The sequence below is a fragment of the Micromonospora sp. NPDC049257 genome (genome assembly GCF_040678915.1).
Taxonomy (GTDB): Bacteria; Actinomycetota; Actinomycetes; order Mycobacteriales; family Micromonosporaceae; genus Micromonospora; species Micromonospora antibiotica.
The window spans coordinates 227301-252173 of record NZ_JBFAQU010000003.1; the positions used below are offsets into that span (position 1 = coordinate 227301).

The following is a 24873-nucleotide window of genomic DNA, read 5'->3' on the forward strand; positions in this document are numbered from 1 at the left end:
CTCACCCGGTGCGGCGTACGCCGCCGGTCGCGGGAGTCAGGAACAGCGGGGTCCCACCTGCATCACACCGTCAGCGCTGCAGGGTCAGCAGACCCGGCCGGTACGGCAGGAGGCCGTAGTCACCGCCCGAGTTCGTGGCGCGGCCCTGGTACAGCAGCTGCAAGTTGCACGGGTCGATCGTGTTCGTCTGGTCCGCGCTGGTGCGCAGCAGTTCACCGTGACTGATGTCGTTGGTCCAGGTGGCACCGCTGTTGGTCTTGCCCGCGAACGGGTTGTTGTAGGTCGTCGCGTTCGGCGTCCAGGTGCCGCTCAGGCTGGTCGCCGTGAACGAGCGGAAGTAGCGCTCCCAGCCGCTGGTCCTGGCCTCGATGATCATCAGGTACTGGTTGCGGCCCGCGACCTTGTAGACCTGCGGTGCCTCGAAGATGTTCTCCGAGGTGTCGCTCATGATCGTCGTGTAGCTGGAGCCGAAGCTGCCCGGGAAGTTCCCGATCGGCATGATCTGGCGGTAGATCTTGCCGTTGTCACCGGCGAAGAACAGGTACATGTTCTGGTCGTCGCCGATGATCGTCTGGTCGATCACGCCGGTGCCGGAGTCGGTGATCTTCGCGGTCGACAGGGTCTGCGCGGCCGACCAGCCGTTGGCGTTGGCCGGGTTGGTCGACGTGCGGTACGAGAACGACGTCGGGCCCCACTGGTGGGCGAGGATCCAGATGTTCTTCGGCGCGAAGTAGAACAGCGACGGCGCGACGGTGCTCTGGCTCATGGTGTTCTGGCTGGCCGAGCCGAGCTGGTTGAGGTTGTCGACCAGGCCGAAGTTCATCGAACCCCAGCCGCCGGTGGCGCTGCTGCTGTGGGTGGTGGCGTACACCAACTGCTTGCCCTGGTAGGGGGCGATGGTGAAGTCCTTGAGTGACGCCCAGCCGGACTTCGGCTGCGCCAGCGGGCCGGTCGACGACCAGCGGTAGGACGTCGGCAGGGAGCAGTTGCCCGGCGGCGGGGTGGTCGGCGGAGGCGTGGTCGGCGGCGGGGTCGTGGGAGGCGGCGTGGTCGGCGGCGGGGTCGTGGGGGGCGGGGTGGTCGGCGGCGGGGTGGTCGGGTTCGGGCCACCGTTGCAGGCCACCCCGTTGAGCGCGAAGCTCGTCGGGACGGGGTTGCTGGACGTCCACGCGCCGTTGAAACCGAACGACACCGAGCCGTTGGTCGGGATCGCGCCGTTGTAGCTGACGTTCTTGGCGGTCACCGCCGAGCCGCTCTGCGTCACGGTCGCGTTCCACGCCTGGGTCACCGACTGCCCGGAGGCGAAGGACCAGGTCAGCGTCCAACTGCTCAGCGCGTCACCCAGGTTGGTGATGGCGACGTTGGCCCCGAAGCCGCCACCCCACTCCGAGGAGACGGCGTAGTTCACCGAGCATCCCGCCGCCGCCGCGCCTGCGGGCAACGCGGTGACGATCGATGCCGACGCCAGCAACGCGACACCGGCCGAGATCAGGCCGACATTGGCCGATCTGGATCTGGACATAAAACACCCTCCTGACGGGACGGAACGTGCACATTGGTGGTGGTCGTTGTTAGGTGAACGTTAACAGTCGCATCAGGGATGTTACGGGAGCGCTCCCACAGCCTCAACCCTCGACACCGCGGAGGATTTTCCAGTAATCAACACATCGATCGTGGCTGATGACCGAGAGGTGGTGCGGAATCAGCGGACGGTGACTGTGACACTGTGCCAACCGGTGGCGCCGTCCGGGGCCACCGGGGCGGCCAGCGGGGTCTGGGTCTCGCCGTCCCGGTCGGTCGCCCGCACCTGGAGGGTGTGCTCACCCGGGGTCGCCGGCCACCGCCACGACCACTGCACCCAGGTGTCCACCGACACCGCCGGGGCGAGGGTCGCCTCCTGCCACGCGCCGCCGTCCACCCGTACCTCGACCCGGGCGATCCCCCGGTGCTGCGCCCAGGCCACCCCGGCCACCACCACCTCACCGGCGGTCAGCCGGTTGCGCGGGCGGGGGGTGTCGATCCTCGACTGGGTCTTCACCGGCCCCTGCGCCGACCAGCCACGTGGCACCCAGTACGCGTCGAAGTCGGCGAAGCTGGTCAACTCCAACTCGGTGACCCACTTGCAGGCCGACACGTACCCGTAGAGGCCCGGCACCACCATCCGCACCGGGAACCCGTGCTCGACGGGCAGCGGCTCGCCGTTCATCCCCACCGCCAGCAGGGCGTCCCGGCCGTCGCGCAGCACCGCCGTCGGGGTACCGCAGGTCCAGCCGTCGACCGAGCGGCCGACCACCTGGTCGGCCCCCTCCTCCGGTTCCGCCTCGTCGAGCAGTTCCCTGATCGGGACGCCCAGCCAGCGGGCGTTGCCGATCAGGTCCCCGCCCACCTCGTTGGAGACGCAGGCGAGGGTGACGTAGCGCTCCACCATCGGGCGGGCGAGCAGCTCGGCGAAGGTCAGCTCGATCGGCTTGCGTACCCGGCCATGGATGCGCAACCGCCAGGTCTCCGGATCGACCTGCGGCACCACCAGCGCCGTGTCGATCCGGTAGAAGCCACCGTTCGGCGTGGTGTAGGGGGCGAGCTGGGCCAGCGACAGGTCCGCGCCGGCCGGCACCGTAGGCGCCGCCGCCGACGGGGTGGGCAACGCGACCGCCTCCCGGGCCGCCGAGACCCCCCGCCGCCCGGCGAGCCAATGCCCGCCCAGCCCCACCACGGTCGCCGCGCCCGCCAGCAGGCCGGCCCCCCGCAGGAACCGCCGCCGGGACTCGGGGTCGGTCGACTCCAACGGTTCCCAGCCGGCCGGTGGCCCGGCGGCCGGGGGATCGCCCGACCCGACGGACCGCTCCGCCGCAGGCCCCGGGGTCGGCTCGCCCATCGACGTGGCGGACGACCCGACGGCTGCGGGCCCCCCTGCGGCCGGGGACGGGGACACCTCCGCCGCCGGGGACGGCCCGACGGACGGAGCCGGCTCACCGGAAGGAGCCGGCGCGGGGTGAGCCGCCGCGGTGGGTGGCAGGGCGGTGGATGGCAGGGCGGTGGATGGCAGGGCGGTGGGTGGCTGCCAGGGCCAGGGGTCGAGCTGCCACGGGCCGGCCACGAACGCCCAGAGCACCAGCGCACCCAGCCCTCCGCCGAGCAGGGCCGGAAGGGTGTCGGCAGCGTCCGCGCCGGCCCGAGTGAGCGCGGCGGCGGCACCGAGACCGGCGAACACCGTGATGCCCAACAGCCCCACGGCCAGCCGGCGCGCGGCGAGCACACCGATCCCGGCGGCGAACGCCGCCAGCAGCACCGCCGTACCCACCAGCAGGGCGATCTTGTCGTACCGGCCGAAGACGTCGATGGCGAACTGCTTGAGCGGCTCGGGGACCGTGTCGACCACCACCCCGCCGACCGCGATCAGCGGGGCGGAACGTGGGCCGGTGAGGACGGCGACCGGCTCGGCGACACCGATGGCCACCACGGCGGCGGTGACCCCGGCCAGTGCGGCGAAGCCGCGGGGGGTGGTGCTCATCCGGCCAGTGTCGTCGATCGACCGGGCCGGCCGCCAACCACGTCACCGATCCGTAAGCAGCCGGCCCCGGACGCGTCAGGGCGCACCGCCGAGGTACGACGGTGCGCCCTGAACAGGCGTACTACCGGGTCAGAAACCCGGGCCGTGCTGGTGGCCGTGACCGTGGCCGTGGCCGTGCCCACCGGCGGCGGCCGGCTCCGGCTGCTCCGGCTTCTCCACCACGAGGCTCTCGGTGGTCAGCAGCAGACCGGCGATCGAGGCGGCGTTGGTGACCGCGTTACGGGTCACCTTCACCGGGTCGATGATGCCGGACTTGACCAGGTCGACGTACTCGCCCTTGGCGGCGTCGAGGCCGTGGCCCCACTCCTTGCCGGCGACCTTCTCGACCACCACGTAACCGTCGTGGCCGGCGTTCTGGGCGATCCAGCGCAGCGGCTCGACCAGCGACTTGCGCACGATCGAGACACCGACCTTCTCGTCACCGGTCAGGCCGAGGTCGTCGTCGAGCACCGAACGGATCTGGGCCAGCGCGGCGCCGCCGCCGGGAACCGTACCCTCCTCGACCGCGGCCTTGGTCGCGGCGATCGCGTCCTCGATGCGGTGCTTGCGCTCCTTCATCTCGACCTCGGTCGCCGCGCCCGCCTTGATGACCGCGATGCCACCGGAGAGCTTCGCCAGCCGCTCGGCCAGCTTCTCCCGGTCCCAGTCGGAGTCGGACGCCTCGATCTCCTTGCGGATCTGGGCGACCCGGTCGGCGACCTCGGCGGACTGGCCGCCGCCGTCGATGACGGTGGTGTTCTCCTTGTCGACCACGACGCGCCGGGCGGTGCCGAGCGCCTCCAGGCCGACCTGGTCGAGGCGGTAGCCCAGCTCCGGGGCGACCAGCTCGGCGCCGGTCAGGATCGCCATGTCCTGCAGCATCGCCTTGCGACGGTCGCCGAAGCCCGGGGCCTTGACCGCGCAGACCTTGATGGTCTTGCGGATCGCGTTGACCACCAGGGTCGACAGCGCCTGGCCGTCGACGTCCTCGGCGACGATCAGCAGCGGCTTGCTGTTCTGGAGGACCTTCTCCAGCAGCGGCAGCAGCTCCTCGATCGCCGAGATCTTCTGCGTGGTGATGAGGATGTACGGGTCGTCCAGCACCGACTCCTGCGACTCGGAGTCGGTGACGAAGTTGGGCGAGATGAAGCCCTTGTCGAACTGGAGACCCTCGGTCACCTCCAGCTCGGTGGTGAGGGTGGAGCCCTCCTCGACGGTGATGACACCGTCGCGGCCGACCCGCTCCATCGCCTCGGCGATCAGCTCGCCGATGGTGGCGTCCTGCGCGGAGATCGTCGCCACGTGCGCGATCGACTCCTTGTCGGCCACCTCGACGGCCCGGCCGAGCAGCGCCTCGGAGACCTTGGCGGCCGCCGCGTCGACGCCCCGCTTGAGGCCGGCCGGGTTGGCCCCGGCGGTCACGTTGCGCAGGCCCTCGCGCACCATCGCCTGGGCCAGCACGGTCGCGGTGGTGGTCCCGTCGCCGGCGACGTCGTTGGTCTTCGTCGCCACCTCCTTGACCAGCTGCGCGCCGAGGTTCTCGTACGGGTTGGTGAGCTCGATCTCCTTGGCGATGGTCACACCATCGTTGGTGATCGTCGGCGCACCGAATTTCTTGTCCAGGACGACGTTGCGCCCGCGCGGGCCGAGGGTGACCTTGACCGTGTCCGCGAGGGCGTTGACACCGTGCTCCAGCAGGTGTCGGGCGTCGTCCGAGAAGCTCAGGATCTTCGCCATGAATGTCCCTTCGAAGCGTCGTCGCCCCGGCCCGGCGAGCCGGACCGGGGCGACGACACTGGAATCGGTTGGTTACTTCTCGATGACCGCGAGAACGTCGCGGGCGGAGAGCACCAGGTACTCCTCGCCGGCGTACTTGATCTCGGTGCCGCCGTACTTCGAGTAGAGAACGGTGTCGCCGACCTTGACGTCGAGCGGCACGCGGTTGCCCTTGTCGTCGATCCGGCCCGGGCCGACGGCGAGGACGGTGCCCTCCTGCGGCTTCTCCTTGGCGGTGTCGGGGATCACGATGCCCGACGCCGTGGTGGTCTCAGCCTCGTTCGCCTGGACCACGATGCGGTCCTCGAGCGGCTTGATCGCAACCTTGGTCGCGGTAGTCACGGGCATACCCTCCTGGGGTACTTGGTTTCGTTGCCGGCCGAGAGTCCGACCAGCGTCAATCTGCCACATGCCACCGGGCGGGGCCGTCGTCGCGGGTGCCGGTCCGCCTGGCGTTCAGCACCCGGACCAGGTGGCCCGGACGCTGGCACCCTCAGGGTGAGAGTGCTAATCGCAGGTTATTCCTCGGCTAGCACTCCGTCAAGGAGAGTGCCAATCCGCCGCCCTTCGTGTCGACCGGGCGGTGCCCGACCCGACGGCGGCGATCCGGCGGTGCGGACACCGCCCGGAGGCCGCGACACCGACCGGAGGCCGCGACACCGGCCCGACCGAGTCGGCCCGTCGGCCGGGCCGGACAATGAGGGCGTGGATCTCGACCAGTTCGCCGCGCTGCGTACCCCCGAGGGGTCGGTCGTGCTCGCCGCGGCGACCGAGGTGGCCGGCGGCGACCCGCTGGTCGCGGCGGCGGCGCTGCGGTCGCGTGGGGTGCCCCCCGGGCTGGCCGCCGCCGCGCTGACCCAGGCCGAGCTGCGTCGCCGGGCGGTCGGCAAGTTCGGCCCCGAGGCGGCCGGGATGTTCCTCACCCGCCCCGGCCTGGAGCAGGCCACCCGTCGGGTCGTCGCCGACCGGCGGGCCGGGCGGCTCGCCGCCGCCGGGGTGCGCACCCTCGCCGACCTGGGCTGCGGCCTCGGCGCCGACGCGCTCGCCGCCGCCCGCGCCGGCATCCGGGTGTACGGGGTGGAGGCCGACCCGGTCACCGCCGCGCTCGCCGCCGCGAACGCCGAGGCGGCCGGCCTGGCCGGGCGGTTCACCGTCGAGTGCGGCGACGCGACGGCGTTCGACGTGACCCGGGTCGACGCGGTCTTCTGTGATCCGGCCCGACGGCGGGCCGGCACCGGACGACGGATCTTCGACCCGAACGCCTACTCGCCGCCGTGGGACTTCGTCACCGGGCTGGCCGGCAGGGTGCCGCACACGGTGGTGAAGGTGGCCCCCGGCGTCGACCACGCGTTGATCCCGGCCGGGGCCGAGGCGGAGTGGGTCAGCGTCGACGGGGACCTGGTCGAGGCGGCCCTCTGGGGCGGCCCGCTCGCCGAGGTGCCCCGCCGGGCGACCGTGCTGAGGGCGGGGACCGCCGACCGGCAGCGCCCGGCGGACGGTTCTCCCACCTGCCGTACCGCCGACCGCGATCCGGTCGCCGCCCACCAGTTGACCGGCACCGGTGCGGCCGAGGCCACGGTCGGACCGGTGCGGCGCTACCTGTACGACCCGGACCCGGCGGTGGTCCGGGCGCACCTGGTCGCGGAGCTGGCCGGCACGCTCGACGCGACGCTTGCCGATCCGAGCATCGCCTACCTCTACGCCGACGCCCCGCGGCCGACCCCGTTCGGCCGGTGCCTGGAGATCGTCGACGTGCTGCCGTTCTCGCTGAAGCGGCTGCGCGCACTGCTGCGGGAGCGCCGGGTCGGCCGGGTCGAGATCCTCAAGCGGGGCTCGGCGCTGGTGCCCGAACAGCTGCGCCGGGACCTGCGGCTGGCCGGAGAGAACCCGGCCAGCCTGGTGCTGACCCGGGTGGCCGGGGCACCGACGGTGCTGGTCGGTCGACCGGTCGCGGACGGGGCCGGGCCGGGCTAGCGTGACCGCATGGCGGGACGGTCCACCGCGGCGACGGCGCTGCTGACCAGGCAGAAGATCACCCACAGCATCCATCCGTACGACGTCTCCCCGGATGCGCCCCACTACGGCGCGCTGGTCGCGGCGGCGCTCGGGGTGCCACCGCAGCGGGTGTTCAAGACCCTCGTCGCCGAGGTGGACGGGGCGCTGACGGTGGCGGTCGTCCCGGTCACCGGCGAGCTGGACCTCAAGGCGCTGTCGGCGGCGGTCGGTGGCAAACGGGCCACGTTGGCCGACCGGGCCGTCGCCGAGCGGAGCACCGGGTACGTGCGGGGCGGGATCAGTCCGCTCGGTCAACGGCGACGGTTGCCGACGGTGGTGGACGTCTCCGCGCTGGACCACGAGACCGTCTATGTCTCGGCGGGTCGTCGGGGTCTGCAGCTCCAGCTCGCCCCGACCGACCTGGTCGCCCTCACCGGGGCCGGTACCGCGCGGATCGCCACCCGCTGACCAGCCCCGGCAGGGCGGTCGCAGACCGGACACGCAGCGTGATTGCGGGACGGGTGTCCTGCGGGTGACAACCGCGTTGCTGAATTGTTACCGCCGCCAACAAACTTCTGACCTCGGCAGTCTTGCGCCCAAGATGTGAGCGGGAATACGTTGCCGGACACAACAAAACACCGACCACTCCTTCCCCCACCCTCGAAAGGACCCGTGCAGACATGCGCAAGGGCTTCCTCACCTTCGCCGCCGTCGGCCTGCTCGCCACCGGCAGCATGGCCGCCTGTGGCGACGACTCCAGCAGCAACGACACCGGCGGCAGCGCCGCCAAGAAGCCGAAGATCGGCGTGATCCTGCCGGACAGCAAGTCCTCCGCCCGCTGGGAGACGGCCGACCGCCGGTTCCTCAAGGAGGCGTTCGACAAGGCCGGCGTCGAGTCGGACATCCAGAACGCGCAGAACGACAAGAACGCCTTCCAGACCATCGCCGACCAGATGATCACCGGTGGCGTCACCACCCTGATGATCGTCAACCTGGACTCCGGCACCGGCAAGGCCGTGCTGGACAAGGCGAAGTCGCAGGGCGTCGCGACGATCGACTACGACCGGCTCACCCTGGGCGGCTCCGCCCAGTACTACGTCAGCTTCGACAACGAGGCCGTCGGCAAGCTCCAGGGCGAGGGCCTGGCCAAGTGCCTGACCGAGAAGGGCGTCAAGAACCCGACGGTCGCCTACCTCAACGGCTCGCCGACCGACAACAACGCCACCCTGTTCAAGAACGGCTACGACTCGGTGCTCAAGCCGAAGTTCGAGTCGAAGGAATACACCAAGGGCCCCGACCAGGCCGTCCCGGACTGGGACCCGGCGCAGGGTGCCACCATCTTCGAGCAGATGCTCACCCAGACCGGCGGCAAGATCGACGGCGTGCTCTCCGCCAACGACGGCCTCGGCAACGCGGCCATCTCGGTGCTCAAGAAGAACAAGCTCAACGGCAAGGTCCCGGTGACCGGCCAGGACGCCGACGTGACCGGCCTGCAGAACATCCTCGCCGGTGACCAGTGCATGACCGTCTACAAGGCCGTCAAGAAGGAGGCCGACGCGGCCGCCGAGCTGGCCATCGCCGTGGCGAAGGGCGAGCGCAAGGAGACCGGGCAGACCGTCAAGGACCCGGAGAGCGGCCGGGACGTCCCGTCCGTGCTGCTGGAGCCGAAGGCGATCGACAAGTCGACCGTCAAGGACGTCGTGGCCGACGGCTACGTCGACAAGGCCAAGCTCTGCACCGGCGCGTACGCCGCGCTCTGCACCGCCAACGGCATCAGCTGACCCGTACGACGAGCGTCGTACCCCGCCGACGCGACGCCGCCCGGCACGGAACCTCGTGCCGGGCGGCGCTCGCCGCCGGACGGGTCCCGAGATCTTCCCTCCGTACGAAGGAGACCCCCGTGTCCGCGACCCCCCTGCTGGAACTGCGCGGGATCGACAAGAGCTTCGGTCCCGTCCAGGTCCTGCGCGACGTCGCCCTCGCCGCCCACGCCGGAGAGGTGACCGCACTGGTCGGCGACAACGGCGCCGGCAAGTCCACGCTGGTCAAGTGCATCAGCGGCATCTACCCGGCCGACGCCGGTGAGTTCCTCTTCGACGGCCGACCGGTGAGCATCAACAGCCCCCGCGACGCCGCCACGCTCGGCATCGAGGTCGTCTACCAGGACCTCGCGCTCTGCGACAACCTCGACATCGTGCAGAACATGTTCCTCGGCCGGGAGAAGCACAGCGGGCTGGTGCTCGACGAGCCGACCATGGAGCAGATGGCCGCGGAAACCCTGGCCGGGCTCTCCGTACGGACCGTGAAGTCGCTGCGCCAGCACGTCTCCAGCCTCTCCGGCGGGCAGCGGCAGACCGTCGCCATCGCCAAGGCGGTGCTCTGGAACAGCAAACTGGTCATCCTCGACGAGCCGACCGCCGCGCTGGGCGTCGCCCAGACCGCCCAGGTGCTCGAACTGGTCCGCCGGTTGGCCGACAACGGGCTGGCCGTGGTGCTGATCTCACACAACATGAACGACGTCTTCGCCGTGTCCGACCGGGTCGCCGCGCTCTACCTCGGCCAGATGGTCGCCCAGGTGAAGACCACCGACATCACCCACTCACAGGTCGTCGAGTTGATCACCGCCGGTCGTTCCGGCAACCTCGGTCTGACCGGCGAGCCGGTCACCGCCGGCAACGGCGCAGGACCCGCCGACACCACTGCAGGAGGCGTTCGATGACCACCACCGCCGTGCGCAAGGAAGGCCCGGCGGCGGTCACGCCACCGCCTACCGTCGGCAGCCACCTCCGCGGCTACTGGGGCCGGGTACGCGGCGGCGACATCGGCGCGCTGCCCGCCGTACTCGGGCTGATCGTGCTCTGCACGGTCTTCTCGGTCATGCGGCCGTCGTTCCTCACCGCCGGCAACTTCGCCAACCTGTTCACCCAGGGCGCGGCGGTCACCCTGATCGCCATGGGGCTGGTCTTCGTCCTGCTGCTCGGCGAGATCGACCTCTCGGCCGGCTTCGCCAGCGGGGTCTGCGCGGCCGTCCTGGCCAACGTCGCCACCAAGGCCGGCTACCCCTGGTACGTGGCGGTGCTCGCCGCGATCCTCACCGGCGTGGTCATCGGCACCGTGCTCGGCTTCCTGGTCGCCAAGATCGGCATCCCGTCCTTCGTGGTCACCCTGGCCGGCTTCCTCGCCTTCCAGGGCATCGTGCTGATGCTGATCAGCGGGGGCGCCAACATCTCGGTCAACGACGAGGTGCTGGTGGCGATCGCCAACCGCAACCTGCCGCCCACCCTCGGCTGGGCGCTGGCCGCCATCGCCATCGGCGGGTACGCGGCCGTGCAACTGCTGCGCCACCGCAAGCGGCTGTCCCGGGGCCTGACCACCGACCCGATGGCGGTGGTGCTCGCCCGCATCGGCGGGCTGACCCTGATCCTCGGCATCGCGGTCTACATCCTCAACCAGGAACGCAGCCGCAACGTCCTGATCAACTCGCTCAAGGGCGTACCGATCGTGGTGCCGGTCATCGCGGTGCTGCTGATCGTCTGGACCTTCGTGCTCCAGCGCACCAGCTACGGCCGGCACGTCTACGCCGTCGGCGGCAACAAGGAGGCCGCCCGCCGGGCCGGCATCAACGTCGACAAGATCCGCATCTCGGTCTTCGTGATCTGCTCGTCCATGGCGGCCATCGGCGGCATCGTCGCGGCCAGCCGGGCCAACTCGGTGGACCCGAACACCGGCGGCAGCAACGTGCTGCTCTACGCTGTCGGCGCAGCGGTGATCGGCGGCACCAGCCTCTTCGGCGGCAAGGGCCGGGTCCTCGACGCCGTGCTCGGTGGCGCGGTGGTCGCCGTCATCGACAACGGCATGGGCCTGATGGGCTACAGCGCCGGGGTGAAGTACGTCGTCACCGGCGTGGTGCTGCTCCTCGCGGCCAGCGTGGACGCGCTGTCGCGCCGCCGCGCCTCCGCCTCCGGCACCCGCTGATCCGCGTACGCCACCGGCGGGACATGGGGTGCCACCAACGATGCGGGTAGGACCGAGCCAGGACGAGATCCGGCGGCAGAACCTCGGGGCCCTGCTCCGGCACGTCCACGTGCACGGCGCCACCTCCCGCGCGGAACTCACCACCGCCCTCGGCCTCAACCGCAGCACCATCGGCGCGCTCACCTCCGACCTGGCCGGCGCCGGGCTGGTCAGCGAGGGCACGCCCAAGGAGACCGGCCGGGCCGGACGACCCTCACTGGTCGTCCGGCCCGAGTCGGCCCGGGTCTACGCGTACGCGTACTCGATCGAGGTGGACCGGCTGCGGGCCGCGCGGGTCGGTCTCGGCGGCGAGGTGCTCGACCGCCGTGAGCTGGACCGGCCGCGTGACCTGGACGCCGCGGAGACCGCCCCGATGCTGGCCGGCGCGCTCAAGCAGATGCGGGAACGGGTGGCACCCGGGTCGGTCTGCGTCGGCGCCGGGGTCGCCGTCTGCGGCATGGTCCGCAAGGCCGACGGGCTGGTCCGGCTCGGCCCCACCACCGGGTGGGTGGACGAGCCGATCGGCGCGGCGCTCGCCGCCGAGGTGGGCGTGGAGTTGCCGGTCACGGTCGGCAACGTGGCCGACGTCGCCGCCTTCGCCGAACACGCCCGGGGTGTCGCCGCCGGCTGCGACAACGTCATCTACCTCTACGGGGACGTCGGCGTCGGTGCCGGCATCATCGCCGGAGGCCGCCGGCTGACCGGCCACGGTGGCTACGGCGGCGAGGTCGGACACATGGTCGTGGTACGCGACGGCACGCCCTGCGAGTGCGGCTCACGGGGCTGCTGGGAGACCCAGATCGGCGAGTACGGGCTGCTGCGGGCCGCCGGCCGCTCCGAGGCCCGGGGCCGCGACGCGCTGCTGGCCGTGTTCGACGCCGCCGACCGGGGTGACGCCCGCGCCCAGACCGCCGTACGGCACGCCGGTGACTGGCTCGGCTTCGGCGTGGCGAACCTGGTCAACATCTTCAACCCCGAGATGGTCATCTTCGGTGGCACCATGCGGGACCTCTACCTCGCCGCCGCAGCCCAGGTCCGCAGCCGGCTCAACGAGACCGGGCTGCCCGCCTGCCTGGAACACGTCCGGCTGCGTACCCCCAAACTCGGTGACGACGCGGCCCTGATCGGCGCGGCCGAGCTGGCCTTCGAACGGCTCCTCGCCGACCCGCTCGACGCCGCCTGAACGGATACTCCCCGACTCGTGCGCCACCCGGTGAACTGATCGGCCCGACAGTCCGTACCAGTGGACGGACGGGCAGCCGGCGGGTCGCTGCCCGGCAGGACAGGTCGGCCCGGATCGAGGAGGCACCGCAGCATGGCATCGCTGGATTCCGTACGTCGTCGGCGAGGGCACCGGACCCACCGGGTGGCGGTGTTGGTCGTCACCTTCCTGGCCGGGCTGGTCGTGCTACCCGGCATGGCCGTCGCCGCTCCCGGCGTCCAGATGAACGCCGCCGACGTGGCGCTGCTCAACGGCGTTCGACTGGCCGGCCTGTGGGAGATGCCGGCCGGCACGATGGCCGCCGACAAGGGCCAGTCCGCGCGGGTACGGGAGGTCGGCGCGGAGATCGCCCGGCAGCACGGCGTCCTCGACGAACTGGTGGTGCAGGCCGCCAACAAGCTGGGCGCGACGCTGCCGAGCGACCCCACCACCGAGCAGAAGGGGTGGCTGACCGAAATGCAGAACGCCTCCGGTGCTCAGTTCGACCAGATCTTCGTCACCCGGCTCCGGGTGGCCCACGGCAAGATCTTCCCGGTGATCGGCGCGGTCCGGGCCAGCACCCGGGACAACACCGTCCGCAAGCTCGCCGACGAGGCCAACAAGTTCGTCAACGACCACATGGCCATGCTGGAGAGCACCGGCCTGGTCCGCTGGCAGCAGATGCCGCCGGCCGCGATCCCGGCCGCGCAGCAGGACTCGCTGGTCGCCGCCGCCCAGGCCGGGGCCGCCGGCCCGTCGGTCGCGATCAGCACCACCGTCGTCTGGGCGGTCTTCCTGCTCGCGCTCGGCGCGGGCGGCTACGCCACCTGGCGGATCACCCGCCGCAGCTGACCCCACGCACCTGACCCGACGGCCCGCAGGCGGCACCACCGCCGGCGGGCCGTCGGGCTGTCCGGGCCGGGGCGGCCGATTTTCCGGCCGGGGTGGCCGACTTCCGGGCGCACCGGGTTGGGGACGGCCGGCTGTCCGGGCGCACCGGGTTGGGGGCGGTCGGTCAGCGGTCGACCTGGGTGAAATCCCACGAGTGCGGGGGACGGGCGACCAGGGTGGCCGGCGGATCAGGCAACGCGCGGGGGTTGCTGCGCCACTTCGAGATGACCACCACCCGGTGGTCGGTGGACGAGAAGACCTCACTGGACAGGTGCAGCGGATCGTGCTCGAACTCCGGCAGCGCCGTCTCGCACACCCAGGTGATCAGGTCGGCGAAGCCGTACGACTCGGCCCGCGCCTCCCACATCCGTACGATCACGTCGTCCCTCCCGTCACACGCTGACCGTGGTCAGGGGCAACGCCGAGTCGGCGGGCAGGTCCAGCCGGCTCGGGCGTACCCCGGCGGCCACCAGGTGCGACCCGAGTGCGGCGACCATCGCCCCGTTGTCGGTACACAACCCCGGCCGGGGCACCCGGACCCGGATGCCGTACCGCTGCGCCCGCTGCTCGGCCATCGACCGCAGCCGTGAGTTCGCCGCCACTCCCCCGCCGATGACCAAAGTGTCCACCCCGTGTGCCCGGCACGCGGCGAGGGCCTTGCCGGTGAGCACGTCGCAGACCGCCTCCTGGAACGACGCGGCCACGTCGGCCACCGGCACCGGCTCACCGGAGCGCCGCCGGCCCTCCACCCAGCGGGCCACCGCCGTCTTCAGTCCCGAGAAGGAGAAGTCGTACCGGTGGGCGGCGAGATCCTTGGCGGCGGTGAGGCCGCGCGGGAAGGCGATCGACGCCGGGTCGCCGGACCGCGCCTCCCGGTCGATGTACGGGCCACCCGGGAAGGGCAGGCCGAGCAGCCGGGCCACCTTGTCGAACGCCTCCCCGGCCGCGTCGTCGATGGTCGCGCCCAGCGGGGTCACCCCCCGGGCCAGGTCGTCGACGAGCAGCAGCGAGGAGTGCCCACCGGAGACCAGCATCGCGATCGCCGGCGCGGGCAGCGGGCCGTGCTCCAGGGTGTCCACGGCGACGTGCGCGGCCAGGTGGTTCACCCCGTACACCGGTTTCTCGGCGGCCAGCGCGTAACCCTTGGCGGCGGCCACCCCGACCAGCAGGGCACCGGCCAGGCCGGGCCCGGAGGTGACCGCGATCGCGTCGATGTCGGCGATGGTCACCCCCGCCTCGCGCAGCGCCCGGTCCATGGTCGGCACGATGGCCTCCAGGTGTGCCCGGCTGGCCACCTCGGGCACCACCCCACCGAACCGGGCGTGTTCGTCCACACTGGAGGCGAGCGCGTCGGCGAGCAGGGTGTGCCCGCGCACGATGCCCACCCCGGTCTCGTCGCAGGAGGTCTCGATGCCGAGGATCAGCGGTTCGTCAGCCATGGTCCGTCCCGTCTGCGGCCGGTTCCGCGTCACGCCGCATGACCAGCGCGTCGGTGTTGCTCGGTTGGTAGTAGCCCCGCCGTACGCCGATCGGCTCGAACCCGTACGTCGCGTAGAGCCGCTGGGCGGGGGCGTTGTCGACGGCCACCTCCAGCAGGACGCTGCCGATCCCGCGCCGGGCCGCCTCGGCGAGCAGGTCCACCAGCAGCGCCCGGCCGATCCCGCGCCGCTGGGCGTCCCGGCGGACCGCGATGTTCTGCACCCACGACTCGCCGTCCGGGTCGACGGTCAGACCCGCGTAGCCCAGCAACGACCCGTCCGTGTCCAGGGCGACCCGGTAGTAGTGGCCGCTGGCCAACTCGTTCCAGAACATCGCCGGCGACCACTGCTCGGCACCGAACAGGTCCTCCTCGATCGGCAGCACCTCGGCGACGTGCCACCAGCGGAACCGGTCGATGCGTACCGTCACGGCAGCACCGACTTGCGGCTGGTCGCCGCGACCGCGTCCGGGCGGCGCAGATACAACGGGGTGAGCGTCTCGCCGGGGGCACCCGCCCGGATCCGTTCGGCGGCCAGGGTCACCAGCGCGACGGCGTCGGGGTAGCGGGGTTCGGCGCACAGCGGCAGGCCGAGCACGTCGGCGTAGCGGTGGGCACCGTCGCCGGCCGCGACGGTCACGGCCAACTCCCGGGCCCGGGCGGCGGCGACCGCCGGGGCGTCCACCTCCGGCCCGACGATCCGCTGGCCGTCGCCGTCGTAGACCGCCCAGTAGACCTCCTTGCGCCGGGCGTCGGCGGCGACCAGCACCCGCCGCTCCCCCGCCGCCGCGTCGCCGACCGTCGCCCCGCCTGTTCCGACCTGTCCGCCCGTGGCGTCGCCGGCTGTGGCCTGTCCGGCCGTGGCGTCGCCGGCTGTGGCCTGCCCGCCCGTGGCGTCGCCGGTTCCGGCCGGCCCGGCCGTGGCGCTGCTGGCTTCGGCCTTACCGGACACGGCGTGGCCGGGCGACGCATCCGCCGTGGTGGTCGGGGTGGTGGGGTGGGCGATGCCGTCGAGCGAGCAGACGCCGTACGTGGGGATGCCGAGCACCTGGCCCATGGTGGCGGCGGTGACCAGGCCGACCCGCAGCCCGGTGAAGGGACCGGGGCCGAGCCCAGCGACGATCGCGCCGAGGTCACCCGGTCGCGCGTCGACGTCGGTGAGCACCGCCTCGACCTGCGGGGCGAGTAGCTCACCGTGGGCCCGGGCATCGATCGTGCACCGGTACGCCCGCAGCGCGACGCCGTCCGCCGTGACCTCGACCAGCGCCGCGGTGACCGCGGGGGTCGAGGAGTCCACCACCAGTACGAGCACGGTAAGCCAGCCTAGCCGTCCGTCCGCGCCGCCCGCCCACACCCCGCCCGCCCACACCCCGCCCGCCAGTCACGCCCACGCCCGCCCCACCCCCGGTCGGGCAACGCCGGTGCCGCCATCGCCGGAGCCGGTCGTCGGGAGGGGCCGGCCGCAGGACGCAGGACGGTGGGGTGGGCCGGAACGGGGTGTAGACGGTGGGGTGGGCCGGAACGGGGTGTAGCATTCCGTGGTAACCGTTATGCCTCTCCGTCATTTTTATGACGCACAGGCATAACGGTTACCGCCATCACCTCATCATGCTGGGATGCCTGAGAGTGGTCGCCTCACCACAGAGATCGCCGCCCTGCTGCGCCGGGAACGCCATGCCGCCGCGCTCACCCAGCAGCAACTGGCGGATCGAGCCGGGACGAGTCAGAGCGCGGTGGCCCGCATCGAGCGCGGGGAACGGGTGCCGGCCCTCCCGTTGGTGGAGCGTCTCTTCGCCGCCCTCGGCCAACAACTCGCCGTTACCGCCGAGCCGCTCGACAGCCACCTCGACGCCCGGATGGACGCCCTTGCCGCACGGTCGCTCGACGAGCGGATCGACGAACTGGGGCTGGACCGGATGTTGGAGCGGCTGGGCGATCTGCCCCACCTGGTCACCGGCGGCACCGCCGCACTGCTCCAGGGCGCGCCGGTACCGGTCGACGCGGTCGAGATCGCCGTCCGGTGGCGCGACTCCGCCCGGTTCACGGCCTGGCTGGAAGCCGCCTACGGGCAGCGCTGGAACGCCAGGTGGCGGGAGTTCGGCGGACTGTACCTGGAGCCGGAGGAGCCGGGCGAGCACTACTGGATGACCCGGTACGGCGGGATCCGTGCCCAACTGTGCGACGAGTTCCCGGAGGCGATCGAGGTGCGACACGGGGGCCGCGGCTACCGGGTGGTCCCGCTGGTCATGGTGGAGCTGACCGACCCGCAGGCCGCCGCCCTGCTGCGCCGACACCGCCAACGCTCAGCCGCCGACCGCACCTGACTCAACCCACACCTCGGTCACCGGCCACCTCCCTGGGCAGCGGGCCGAGGGAGGTGAGCCAGGGAGGTGGCCGGTGACCGAGGAGGTGAGCCGGGCGGCCGACAGCCGAGAACGGTGGGCCAGGTGGCCGCGAGGGGCGGGCCGGGCGACCGACAGCCGAGAACGGTGGGCCAGGTGGCCGCGAGGGGCGGGCCGGGCGACCGGTATGGCGGGCCGGGTGGGCGGGCGGCGGGGTGGGCGGGTCAGCCGGCCGTGCGCTCCCAGTCGATCGGGGGCGCACCCGCGTCGGCGAGGGCCTTGTTGGTGGCGCTGAACGGGCGGCTGCCGAGGAAGCCGCGCGGGTTCATCGGGCTCGGGTGGCCGGCCTCCAGCACGACGTGCCGGGTGTTGGTGACCAGGGCGGCCTTCTTGCGGGCGTAGCCGCCCCAGAGCAGGAAGACCACCGGCTCGTCCCGGGCGTCCAGGGCCCGGATCGTCGCGTCGGTGAACTCCTCCCACCCCCTGTTCGCGTGCGAACCGGGGCTGGCCTGCCGGACGGTGAGCACCGCGTTGAGCAGCAGCACACCCTGCGCCGCCCAGCCGTCCAGGTTGCCGCTGCGCGGCTTGGGCACACCGAGGTCCTCGCTCAGCTCCTTGAAGACGTTGCGCAACGACGGCGGCACGGACACCCCCTCGCGGACGCTGAAGCTCAACCCGTGCGCCTGCCCCGCCTTGTGGTAGGGGTCCTGGCCGAGGATCAGCACCCGGCACTGCTGCGGACCGCACAGCCGGTAGGCCGAGAAGAGATCGTCCAGCGGCGGAAAGACGGTCTGGGTGGCGTACTCGTGGGCGACGAACTCGGCCAGCGCCGCCGTCCGGGCCGGGTCCAGGTGCGGGGTGAGCACGGCACGCCACTCCTGCGGCAGCAGCGACAGCAGGTCGAGGGCGGGGGTGTCGTCGGGCATCGGCAACCTTTCACAACGAAGTCCACGGCACTCTAGGCAGCGGGTACGACAGCCCTCGGCGCAGGGCGGCCCTTCCGGAGCCGGTCAGCCCAGCGCGGTCAACCGTCGCGACCAGTCCCCGCCCACCGGCTCCAACTCGACCACCCGGGTGTCGTCGTCGCGCCGGTCGATGCGGACCCGCAGGTGGGCGTCGGCGAGCTGCTCGACCAGCCCTTCGCCCCACTCGACCACGGTCACCGAGTCGTCCACCGAGGCGTCGAGGTCCAGGTCGTCGATCTCGGCGCGCGGGTCGGTCGCGTCACCCAACCGGTACGCGTCGGCGTGCACCAGGGCCACCGTGCCGCCGCGTGCCGGGTCGGGCCGGTGCACCCGGGCGATCACGAAGGTCGGCGAGGTGACGTCGCCGCGTACCCCCAGGCCGGCACCGAGGCCCTGGGTGAGCGCGGTCTTGCCGGCCCCCAGCGGGCCGGTGAGCAGCAGCAGGTCACCGGCGCGCAGCACCCCGGCGAGCCGCCGGCCGAAGGCGTGCGTGTCGTCGACCGTGGGTAGCGTGACGCGTACGGTCACCGGGCCACCCCGGGTCGGTCCGGCCCGCCGGCGACCGGCGCAGGGACGACGGGCCAGCTCACAGCGCCTCCAGGAAGCGTTCCAGCGCGGCGTTGACCTCGTCGGCGTGTTCCAGCATCACCACGTGCCCGCTGTCTCGGATCTTCAGGTATTCGGCGTGCGGCAGCCGACGGACGATCTCGTCCGAGTGGACCACCGGCGTGATCATGTCCTTGTCGCCCACCACGACCAGCACCGGTGTGCCGCTCAGCGCGGCCAGCGCCGGGAACCGGGAGTGGGTGGCCAGGGTCCGCAGGTAGCGGGTCACCGTGTCGGCCGACGTGCGGGAGTTCATCCGTTCCACGTACGACACCAGGGCCGGGCTCGGTTTCGGGGTGCCGAAGCCGTACCGGCGGGTCAGCAGCCAGGCCACGTTGGAGGTGGACTTCCGGGCCCGGTCGATGACGAGCCCGCCGTACCGGGTGGTGGTGCTCATCATGAACAGCACCGGCGAGCCGACCCGGCCGAGTAGGGCCGGCGCCACCAGCTTCGTCTCGGCGAGCAACCCGCCCGACGTGGCCATCAGCACCGTGCCGACCACCCGGTCACCGAAGAACTCCGGGTACGCCTCGGCGAACGCCATGATGGTCATCCCGCCCATCGAGTGCCCGACCAGTACCAACGGCCCCTCCGGGGCGGTCCGGTCGATCACCCGGCGCAGGGTGTGCCCGAGCGCGGCGAGGTCGTACTCGCCGCTCTCCAACCGCCCCGACCGGCCGTGCCCCGGCTGGTCGTACGCGACGACCCGGTAGTCGCCCCGCTCGGCGAGCAGTTGACGCTGGAAGTGGAACGTCCCCATGTCCAGGCAGAAGCCGTGCACCAGCACCACCGTCGGGTGCCCCGGCACCGGCCGGGTCGGCTCGACCACCTCGACGTGGATGTCGGTGCCGTCCGGCAACTCCAGCCGGTACGCCTCGTCGTAGCGCTGCGCGCCGAAGTCCTCCCCCGCGTACGGGTCGGCGGGGTCGGCCTTGAGCCGGCGGACCAGGGCGCGTTCGGTGGCCACCCCGGCGGCCAGCCCGGCGGCGGCCACCCCGACCGCGGCCCCGACCACGCCGGCCACCCTGCCTGCGGCCGTCCTCGGCCGGGGCACCCGGAACCGGCTGACCGCGCTCACGGTCGCTCCCCGTCGTAGATCCGGGGCACCCGGACCCCGCCGAACCGGGTGACGATCTCGTAGTTGATCGTGCCGACCGCCTCGGCCCAGTCGTCGGCGGTGGGCATCCCGTCGTCGCCGCTGCCGAACAGGGTCGCCACGTCACCGGCGGCCACCTCGTCGGCACCGCAGTCGAGCACGAACTGGTCCATGCAGACCCGGCCGGAGATGGTGCGTCGTTTCCCGCCGAGTTGCACCGGGCCGACGTTGGAGGCGTGCCGGGGCACCCCGTCGGCGTAGCCGAGCGGCACCACCGCCAGGTTCGCCTCCTCCTCGGTGGTGTAGGTGTGCCCGTAGGACACGCCGGTGCCGGCGGGGACCCGCTTGGTGAGCATCACCCGGGCCCGCGCGGTCATCGCCCGACGCAACCCGAACTGCTGCCCGGCGATCGGTGACAGCCCGTACACGGCGATCCCGGGCCGGACCAGGTCGAAGTGGGTGTCGGGTCGGGTCAGGGTGGCCGCCGAGTTGGCCAGGTGCCGGTAACGCGGGCGCAGGCCGGCCCGGTCGACCATGGCCAGCCCCTCGTGGAACACCGCCAACTGCCGGTCGGTGGTGGGGTGGCCGGGCGAGTCCGCGTACACGAAGTGGCTCCACACGCCGACGACCTCGACCAGGCCGTCGGCCTGGGCCTTCGCGGCGGCCTCCAGCAGGGTCGGCCAGTCGGCCACGGTGGCGCCGCCCCGGGACAGGCCGGTGTCGATCTTGAGGTGCAGCCGGGCGGGCCGGTCGGCGGCCCGGCCCGCCGCGACCATCTCGTCGAGCTGGGACAGGCTCGCGGCGGCCAGGTCCACCCCGGCCGCCACCCCCTCGTGCAGGGGCAGCCCCGGGTCGAGCAGCCAGGCCAGCACCGGCACGGTGATCCCGGCCCGGCGCAGGGTCAACGCCTCGTCGAGGGTGCACACCCCCAGCCAGTCCGCCCCCGCGTCGAGCGCGGCCCGCGCCGACGGGACCATGCCGTGGCCGTACCCGTCGCCCTTCACCACCGCCATCAGCTCGGCGCTGGTGCCCGACCGGAGTCGGGTCACGTTTGCACGGATCGCGTCCAGATCGACGCGTACCTCGGCCTGCCACATGCGCCCAGCCTACTGGCGTCGCTGATCACCGGCCGGTGGACGCCGACCCGGGCCGGTCAGAGCAGCGGGGCCACCACCGGGCGCAACGCGGCCACCACGTCCGGCGCGGTCACCGGGCCGCCCCGGGCCGCCTCCCGACCGGCCAGCCCGTGCAGGTACGCCGCGACGACCGCCGCCCGTTCCGGGGCCAGCCCGGCGGCGAGCAGCGAACCGAGCAACCCGGCCAGCACGTCCCCGGTGCCCCCGGTGGCCAGCGCGGGGCTGCCGGTCGGGTTGACGTACGCCCGGCCGTCGGGCGTGCCGACGACCGTGCGGTCCCCCTTGAGCAGCACCGTCGCGTTCATCCAGGCGGCCAGCCGCAGCGCGGCGGCGACCCGGTCGGCCCCCGGCTCCTCCCCGGAGAGCCGGCGGAACTCCCGGTCGTGCGGGGTGACCACGATCGGGGCGTCCCGGTTGCGCAGCCGGCCGGCGAGCGAACCGTCCACCAGCAGGGTCAACGCGTCGGCGTCGAGCACCACCGGCACCGGCGCGGCCAGCACCGCGCGCAGCTCCGCCCCGGCCTGCTCGTCGGTGCCCAGGCCGGAGCCGCAGACCCAGGTCTGCACCCGGCCGGCCCCGGCGACCCGGTCGGTGGCGATCACCGACGGGTGCTGCCGGACCACCTCGCCCCGGGCGCCACCGGCGTACCGGACCAGCCCGGTGGGGCCGGCCAGCGCGCCACCCACCGAGAGCACCGCCGCCCCCGGGTAGGTCCGCGACCCGGTGGCCACCCCGACCACGCCCCGGCTGTACTTCTCCGAGGACGCCCCGGTGCGGGGCCACCAGTCGCGCACGTCCGACCATTCGGTCACCCACGATGCGGGGGTGCCGCGCAGCCACGGCCCGAGCCCGATGTCGACCAGCTCGACCTGACCGGCGAGCGGGGCCGCCGGGCCGACCACCAGGGCGGGTTTGAGCGCGCCGAACGCCACCGTCACGTCGGCCCGGACGGCGCCGGGCCGACCGGACCCGTCCGTCGGCACGTCCCCGGTGTCCACCGCCACCCCGCTGGGCACGTCCACCGCGACGACCGTGGCCCGGCCGCCGTCGCGTCCCCGCAGCGCGGGCAGGCCGGCGACGAGGTCGTCAGCGGCCTCCCGCAGCCCACCGCTGCCCCCGATCCCGACGATCCCGTCGAGCACCAGGTCGACGGTGGGCGGTGGGGCGTCGACCAGCCGGCCACCGGCGGCCCGCAGCGCCGCCAACCCGTCGGCGTGCGTCCGGCCGGGGGCGGTCGCCAGCACGGCGACCTGCGCGCCGCGCCGGGCCAGCCGCTCGCCCGCGTACAGCGCGTCGCCGCCGTTGTCGCCGGAACCGGCCAGCACCAGCACCCGCGCGCCGTAGACCCCGCCCCGGCCGGCGAGCAGCAGGGCGCAACGTCGGGCCAGCCCGGCCGCCGCCCGCTGCATCAGCGTCCCGGGCGGGAGGGTGGCCATCAGGCCGGCCTCCGCCGCACGTACGTCCGATACCCGCCACACCGGTCTCATGCCGTCCCCGTCCCTGCCGCCGGCCGTCTTCCCGGCCACGGCGTCCCGTCGCGGAGGGACGGCCGGTTCGACCCACGTCCCGGCTCCGTCGTGGCCGAGATCACCCTACCGGCGGCCGGGCGGCAGAGTAGCCACCGGCGACGCCCCGGGCAAGACCTGTGGACAACCCGGGGGTACGACCGCCGCCCGTCGTCCACAGGGCAGGTCCACCGGCTGCCCGTCCGCCTAGCGTCGGTGCGGCAGTCGGGCGGCGGGACCGACCACGGGGGTGGAGGAGGCGGGCGGGTGACGAACGAGCCGGTGGAGGTCGACCTGTCGGTGCTGCGGGTGGCGGCCGGTGGGTTGGCCGACGAGGCGTACGCGCTGGCTCAGGGGTTGGCGGGCCGACCCGGCCTGGTGCTGTCCGCACCGGGGTGGCGGGCCGGCTCCGCCCTGGCCGGGCTGGAGTCGGCGGTGCACGCGTGGCACGGGGCGCTCGGCGTCCGGGTGGCGGAGGCCGGCGCGGCCCTGCGCGCCGCCGCCGAGGCGTACACGGCGGCCGACGACCGGGCCGCCGGGCGACTGGTCGGCCGACCCCGATGATCGGGTACGCCCAGCTCTGGTCCGCCTCCCCGGGTGACTGGGACGCGGCGGGGGTGGCCTGGCGCGGGGTGGACGCACCGGTCGGGCGGCGACGGGCCGGGCTGGCCGACCGGGCCGCGGCGTTGCGGGCGGGCTGGGCCGGCGGGGCGGCGACAGCGGCCGGTGGGCGGCTCGACGGGCTCCGGTCGGAACTGGCCACCATCCTGCCGGCGCTGGTCGAGGTCGACCAGGTGCTCGCCGAGTTCGCCGGTCGGCTCCGGGTGGCGAAGGCCCGGCTCGCCGAGGCGGTGGCGCTGGCCGACCGCACCGGCGTGGCGGTAGACCGGCACGGCGGTGTCCGGGCGGCACCCCTGCTCTGGCGCGGCCCCGAGGCGGGTGAGCTCCCGGTCGGGGTGGGTGCCCGCCCTTCTCCGACGGGCGGTGGCGTCGGCGCGGGGGGCCAGGTCCGTGGTCCGGCCCCGGACCCCCGCGCCGGTGGGAGCGCCACTGGCAGCGGCGCGGGTGCCGGGGGCGGCAACGGGGCGGCGGCGGGCGCAGGCGGCGGGGGTGGGGGCGGCGGGGTGGGTTCGCCCGTGGCGGTGGGGCAGGTGGCGGCGGCGCTGCGGGAGGCGCTCGCGCTGGCCGACGCGGCCGACCGGGAGGCGGCCTCCCGGCTGGCCGAGCTGTCCGGGGCGGCCCGCACCGGCTGGGTCGAGCGGCCACCACCGGGCCGACCGGCCGACGACGCCACTGCGGCGACGGTCCGGGCCTGGTGGGCCACCCTCACCCCGGCCCAGCGGCGCTGGCTGGTGCTGCACGAGCCGACCCGGATCGGCCCGCGCGACGGGGTGCCGACCTCGGCCCGGGACCAGGCGAACCGGCTGCTGCTGGCCGGCCACCGGGAGGCGCTGCTGACCGCCCGCCGGGCGACGCCGGGCGGGCGCGGTCGGCGGCGGATCGATGCGGCGTTGGCCGTCCTGGACGGGCTCGCCGGTCGGCTGGCCGCCACCTCACCGCCCCGGGCGTACCTGCTCGGGCTCGACCCGCGCGGTGACGGCCGGGCGATCGTCGCGCTGGGCAATCCGGACCGGGCCGGCCGGGTGCTCACCTACGTGCCGGGGATGACCAGCGACCTCGCCGACGTCCCCGGTGAGCTGGGCCGGGCCGCCCGGGTGCAGGCCAGGTGCGCCGCCATCGCCCCCGGCGTGGAGACGGCGGCGGTGCTCTGGCTGGACTACGACGCCCCCGACTTCCTGCCCGAGGCGTCCTCGTCGACCCAGGCCCGGGACGCCGGTCCGGCGCTGCACCGTTTCCAGGAAGGGCTGCGCGCCACCCACGACGGGCCCACGGCCCGGCAGACCGTGCTCGGGCACAGTTACGGCTCACTGGTGGTGGGCAGCGCCGCCCGGGACCACGGGCTGGCCGCCGACGCGCTCGCCTTCGTCGGCTCACCAGGAGTGGGGGTGGACCGGGCCGGGGCGCTCGGCCTGCCACCGCAGCAGGTCTGGTCGAGCACCGCCGACGACGACGTGATCAGGCTGGTCGAGCCGCCCCGGGAGCTGGCCGGCCGGGCGGTGCTGGCCGCCTCGCCGCTGGCCAGCGCCGCCTCACTGCTACGCCCCGACGACCACCAACTGTGGTTCGGGCACGACCCGAGCGATCCGGGTTTCGGTGGCCGGACCTTCCCCAGCGGCCGGTACGGCCACACCGGCTACTGGGAGCCCGGCAACCCCGCCCTGGACGGGATGGCCCGGATCGTGCTCGGCCGGTGACCGG

At 73.4% G+C, this 24873-nt stretch carries 23 protein-coding genes; 10 read left to right on the top strand and 13 right to left on the bottom strand.

Translation table 11 applies throughout. The features are described from left to right. Nucleotides 1–70: 70 nt before the first annotated feature. The 4 genes from AB0K25_RS07230 to groES all read right to left on the bottom strand — a co-directional run bounded on the left by AB0K25_RS07230 (nucleotide 71) and on the right by groES (nucleotide 5674). On the bottom strand, nucleotides 71–1522 hold the full coding sequence (locus AB0K25_RS07230) for a non-reducing end alpha-L-arabinofuranosidase family hydrolase (protein WP_363819020.1): 1452 nt from the start codon (nucleotides 1520–1522) through the stop codon (nucleotides 71–73). A 180-nt stretch (nucleotides 1523–1702) separates the two neighbouring features. Then, nucleotides 1703–3511: a molybdopterin-dependent oxidoreductase gene (locus AB0K25_RS07235; RefSeq protein ID WP_357535244.1), complete on the bottom strand. Its 1809-nt coding sequence runs from the start codon at nucleotides 3509–3511 to the stop codon at nucleotides 1703–1705. 129 nt (nucleotides 3512–3640) lie between these two features. Continuing rightward, nucleotides 3641–5287 (bottom strand): chaperonin GroEL, encoded by a 1647-nt coding sequence (gene groL / locus AB0K25_RS07240; RefSeq protein ID WP_208567953.1) that lies wholly within the window; start codon nucleotides 5285–5287, stop codon nucleotides 3641–3643. Nucleotides 5288–5359: 72 nt separating this feature from the next. Continuing rightward, nucleotides 5360–5674, bottom strand: coding sequence for a co-chaperone GroES (gene groES, locus AB0K25_RS07245; RefSeq protein ID WP_084261531.1), 315 nt, complete (start codon nucleotides 5672–5674; stop codon nucleotides 5360–5362). A gap of 357 nt (nucleotides 5675–6031) precedes the next feature. Here groES and AB0K25_RS07250 point away from each other — a divergent pair, with 357 nt between their 5' ends. The 7 genes from AB0K25_RS07250 (at nucleotide 6032) to AB0K25_RS07280 (ending at nucleotide 13388) form a co-directional block, all read left to right on the top strand. Further along, a complete protein-coding gene (locus AB0K25_RS07250) occupies nucleotides 6032–7300 on the top strand; it encodes a methyltransferase domain-containing protein (protein ID WP_219464693.1) in 1269 nt (422 codons plus the stop codon). A 9-nt stretch (nucleotides 7301–7309) separates the two neighbouring features. Beyond that, a complete protein-coding gene (ybaK, locus tag AB0K25_RS07255) occupies nucleotides 7310–7789 on the top strand; it encodes a Cys-tRNA(Pro) deacylase (RefSeq protein ID WP_363819024.1) in 480 nt (159 codons plus the stop codon). Nucleotides 7790–8001: 212 nt separating this feature from the next. After that, a complete protein-coding gene (locus tag AB0K25_RS07260) occupies nucleotides 8002–9102 on the top strand; it encodes a substrate-binding domain-containing protein (RefSeq protein WP_219464695.1) in 1101 nt (366 codons plus the stop codon). A 119-nt stretch (nucleotides 9103–9221) separates the two neighbouring features. Further along, nucleotides 9222–10040: an ATP-binding cassette domain-containing protein gene (locus tag AB0K25_RS07265; RefSeq protein ID WP_208567949.1), complete on the top strand. Its 819-nt coding sequence runs from the start codon at nucleotides 9222–9224 to the stop codon at nucleotides 10038–10040. Continuing rightward, a complete protein-coding gene (locus tag AB0K25_RS07270; RefSeq protein WP_208567948.1) occupies nucleotides 10037–11296 on the top strand; it encodes an ABC transporter permease in 1260 nt (419 codons plus the stop codon). Before AB0K25_RS07265 ends, AB0K25_RS07270 begins: the two co-directional genes overlap by 4 nt. Before the next feature lie 40 nt (nucleotides 11297–11336). Continuing rightward, entirely contained in the window at nucleotides 11337–12518 is a 1182-nt protein-coding gene (locus AB0K25_RS07275) for an ROK family protein (protein WP_219464696.1), read from the top strand. A gap of 132 nt (nucleotides 12519–12650) precedes the next feature. Further along, nucleotides 12651–13388 (top strand): DUF4142 domain-containing protein, encoded by a 738-nt coding sequence (locus tag AB0K25_RS07280; protein ID WP_219464697.1) that lies wholly within the window; start codon nucleotides 12651–12653, stop codon nucleotides 13386–13388. A 163-nt stretch (nucleotides 13389–13551) separates the two neighbouring features. On the opposite strand, the gene AB0K25_RS07285 is transcribed toward AB0K25_RS07280, so the two are convergent. The 4 genes from AB0K25_RS07285 to tsaB are packed head-to-tail and all read right to left on the bottom strand — an operon-like array spanning nucleotide 13552 to nucleotide 16216. Then, nucleotides 13552–13806: a hypothetical protein gene (locus AB0K25_RS07285; RefSeq protein ID WP_208567945.1), complete on the bottom strand. Its 255-nt coding sequence runs from the start codon at nucleotides 13804–13806 to the stop codon at nucleotides 13552–13554. 13 nt (nucleotides 13807–13819) lie between these two features. Continuing rightward, the gene (tsaD, locus tag AB0K25_RS07290) at nucleotides 13820–14866 is read right to left on the bottom strand and encodes a tRNA (adenosine(37)-N6)-threonylcarbamoyltransferase complex transferase subunit TsaD (protein WP_208567944.1); all 1047 of its coding nucleotides are present in this window, start codon (nucleotides 14864–14866) and stop codon (nucleotides 13820–13822) included. Then, nucleotides 14859–15335, bottom strand: coding sequence for a ribosomal protein S18-alanine N-acetyltransferase (gene rimI, locus AB0K25_RS07295; protein WP_219464699.1), 477 nt, complete (start codon nucleotides 15333–15335; stop codon nucleotides 14859–14861). The genes tsaD and rimI overlap by 8 nt, the downstream gene beginning before the upstream one ends. Further along, nucleotides 15332–16216 carry a tRNA (adenosine(37)-N6)-threonylcarbamoyltransferase complex dimerization subunit type 1 TsaB gene (gene tsaB / locus AB0K25_RS07300; RefSeq protein WP_363819031.1) on the bottom strand — a complete coding sequence of 295 codons (885 nt, stop codon included), beginning with the start codon at nucleotides 16214–16216 and terminating at the stop codon, nucleotides 15332–15334. The genes rimI and tsaB overlap by 4 nt, the downstream gene beginning before the upstream one ends. Before the next feature lie 304 nt (nucleotides 16217–16520). Between tsaB and AB0K25_RS07305 the strand changes: the two genes are divergently transcribed. Further along, on the top strand, nucleotides 16521–17228 hold the full coding sequence (locus tag AB0K25_RS07305; RefSeq protein ID WP_219464702.1) for a helix-turn-helix transcriptional regulator: 708 nt from the start codon (nucleotides 16521–16523) through the stop codon (nucleotides 17226–17228). Nucleotides 17229–17470: 242 nt separating this feature from the next. Here the strand turns inward: AB0K25_RS07305 and ung are convergent, their stop codons facing one another. The 5 genes from ung to AB0K25_RS07330 form a co-directional block, all read right to left on the bottom strand. Next, entirely contained in the window at nucleotides 17471–18172 is a 702-nt protein-coding gene (gene ung / locus AB0K25_RS07310) for a uracil-DNA glycosylase (RefSeq protein ID WP_219464703.1), read from the bottom strand. A gap of 84 nt (nucleotides 18173–18256) precedes the next feature. Beyond that, the gene (gene tsaE / locus AB0K25_RS07315) at nucleotides 18257–18739 is read right to left on the bottom strand and encodes a tRNA (adenosine(37)-N6)-threonylcarbamoyltransferase complex ATPase subunit type 1 TsaE (RefSeq protein WP_208568160.1); all 483 of its coding nucleotides are present in this window, start codon (nucleotides 18737–18739) and stop codon (nucleotides 18257–18259) included. 58 nt (nucleotides 18740–18797) lie between these two features. Continuing rightward, complete coding sequence (locus AB0K25_RS07320; RefSeq protein ID WP_219464704.1) at nucleotides 18798–19895, bottom strand: alpha/beta hydrolase; 1098 nt, start codon at nucleotides 19893–19895, stop codon at nucleotides 18798–18800. Beyond that, nucleotides 19892–21010, bottom strand: a complete 1119-nt coding sequence (gene alr, locus AB0K25_RS07325) for an alanine racemase (RefSeq protein ID WP_219464705.1) — start codon at nucleotides 21008–21010, stop codon at nucleotides 19892–19894. Before alr ends, AB0K25_RS07320 begins: the two co-directional genes overlap by 4 nt. Nucleotides 21011–21066: 56 nt before the next feature. Further along, nucleotides 21067–22536 carry an NAD(P)H-hydrate dehydratase gene (locus AB0K25_RS07330; RefSeq protein WP_219464706.1) on the bottom strand — a complete coding sequence of 490 codons (1470 nt, stop codon included), beginning with the start codon at nucleotides 22534–22536 and terminating at the stop codon, nucleotides 21067–21069. A 285-nt stretch (nucleotides 22537–22821) separates the two neighbouring features. Between AB0K25_RS07330 and AB0K25_RS07335 the strand changes: the two genes are divergently transcribed. Both AB0K25_RS07335 and AB0K25_RS07340 read left to right on the top strand, forming a co-directional pair. Continuing rightward, nucleotides 22822–23118: a hypothetical protein gene (locus tag AB0K25_RS07335; RefSeq protein ID WP_357014531.1), complete on the top strand. Its 297-nt coding sequence runs from the start codon at nucleotides 22822–22824 to the stop codon at nucleotides 23116–23118. Then, entirely contained in the window at nucleotides 23115–24869 is a 1755-nt protein-coding gene (locus AB0K25_RS07340) for an alpha/beta hydrolase (protein WP_363819038.1), read from the top strand. Before AB0K25_RS07335 ends, AB0K25_RS07340 begins: the two co-directional genes overlap by 4 nt. Nucleotides 24870–24873: the final 4 nt, after the last annotated feature.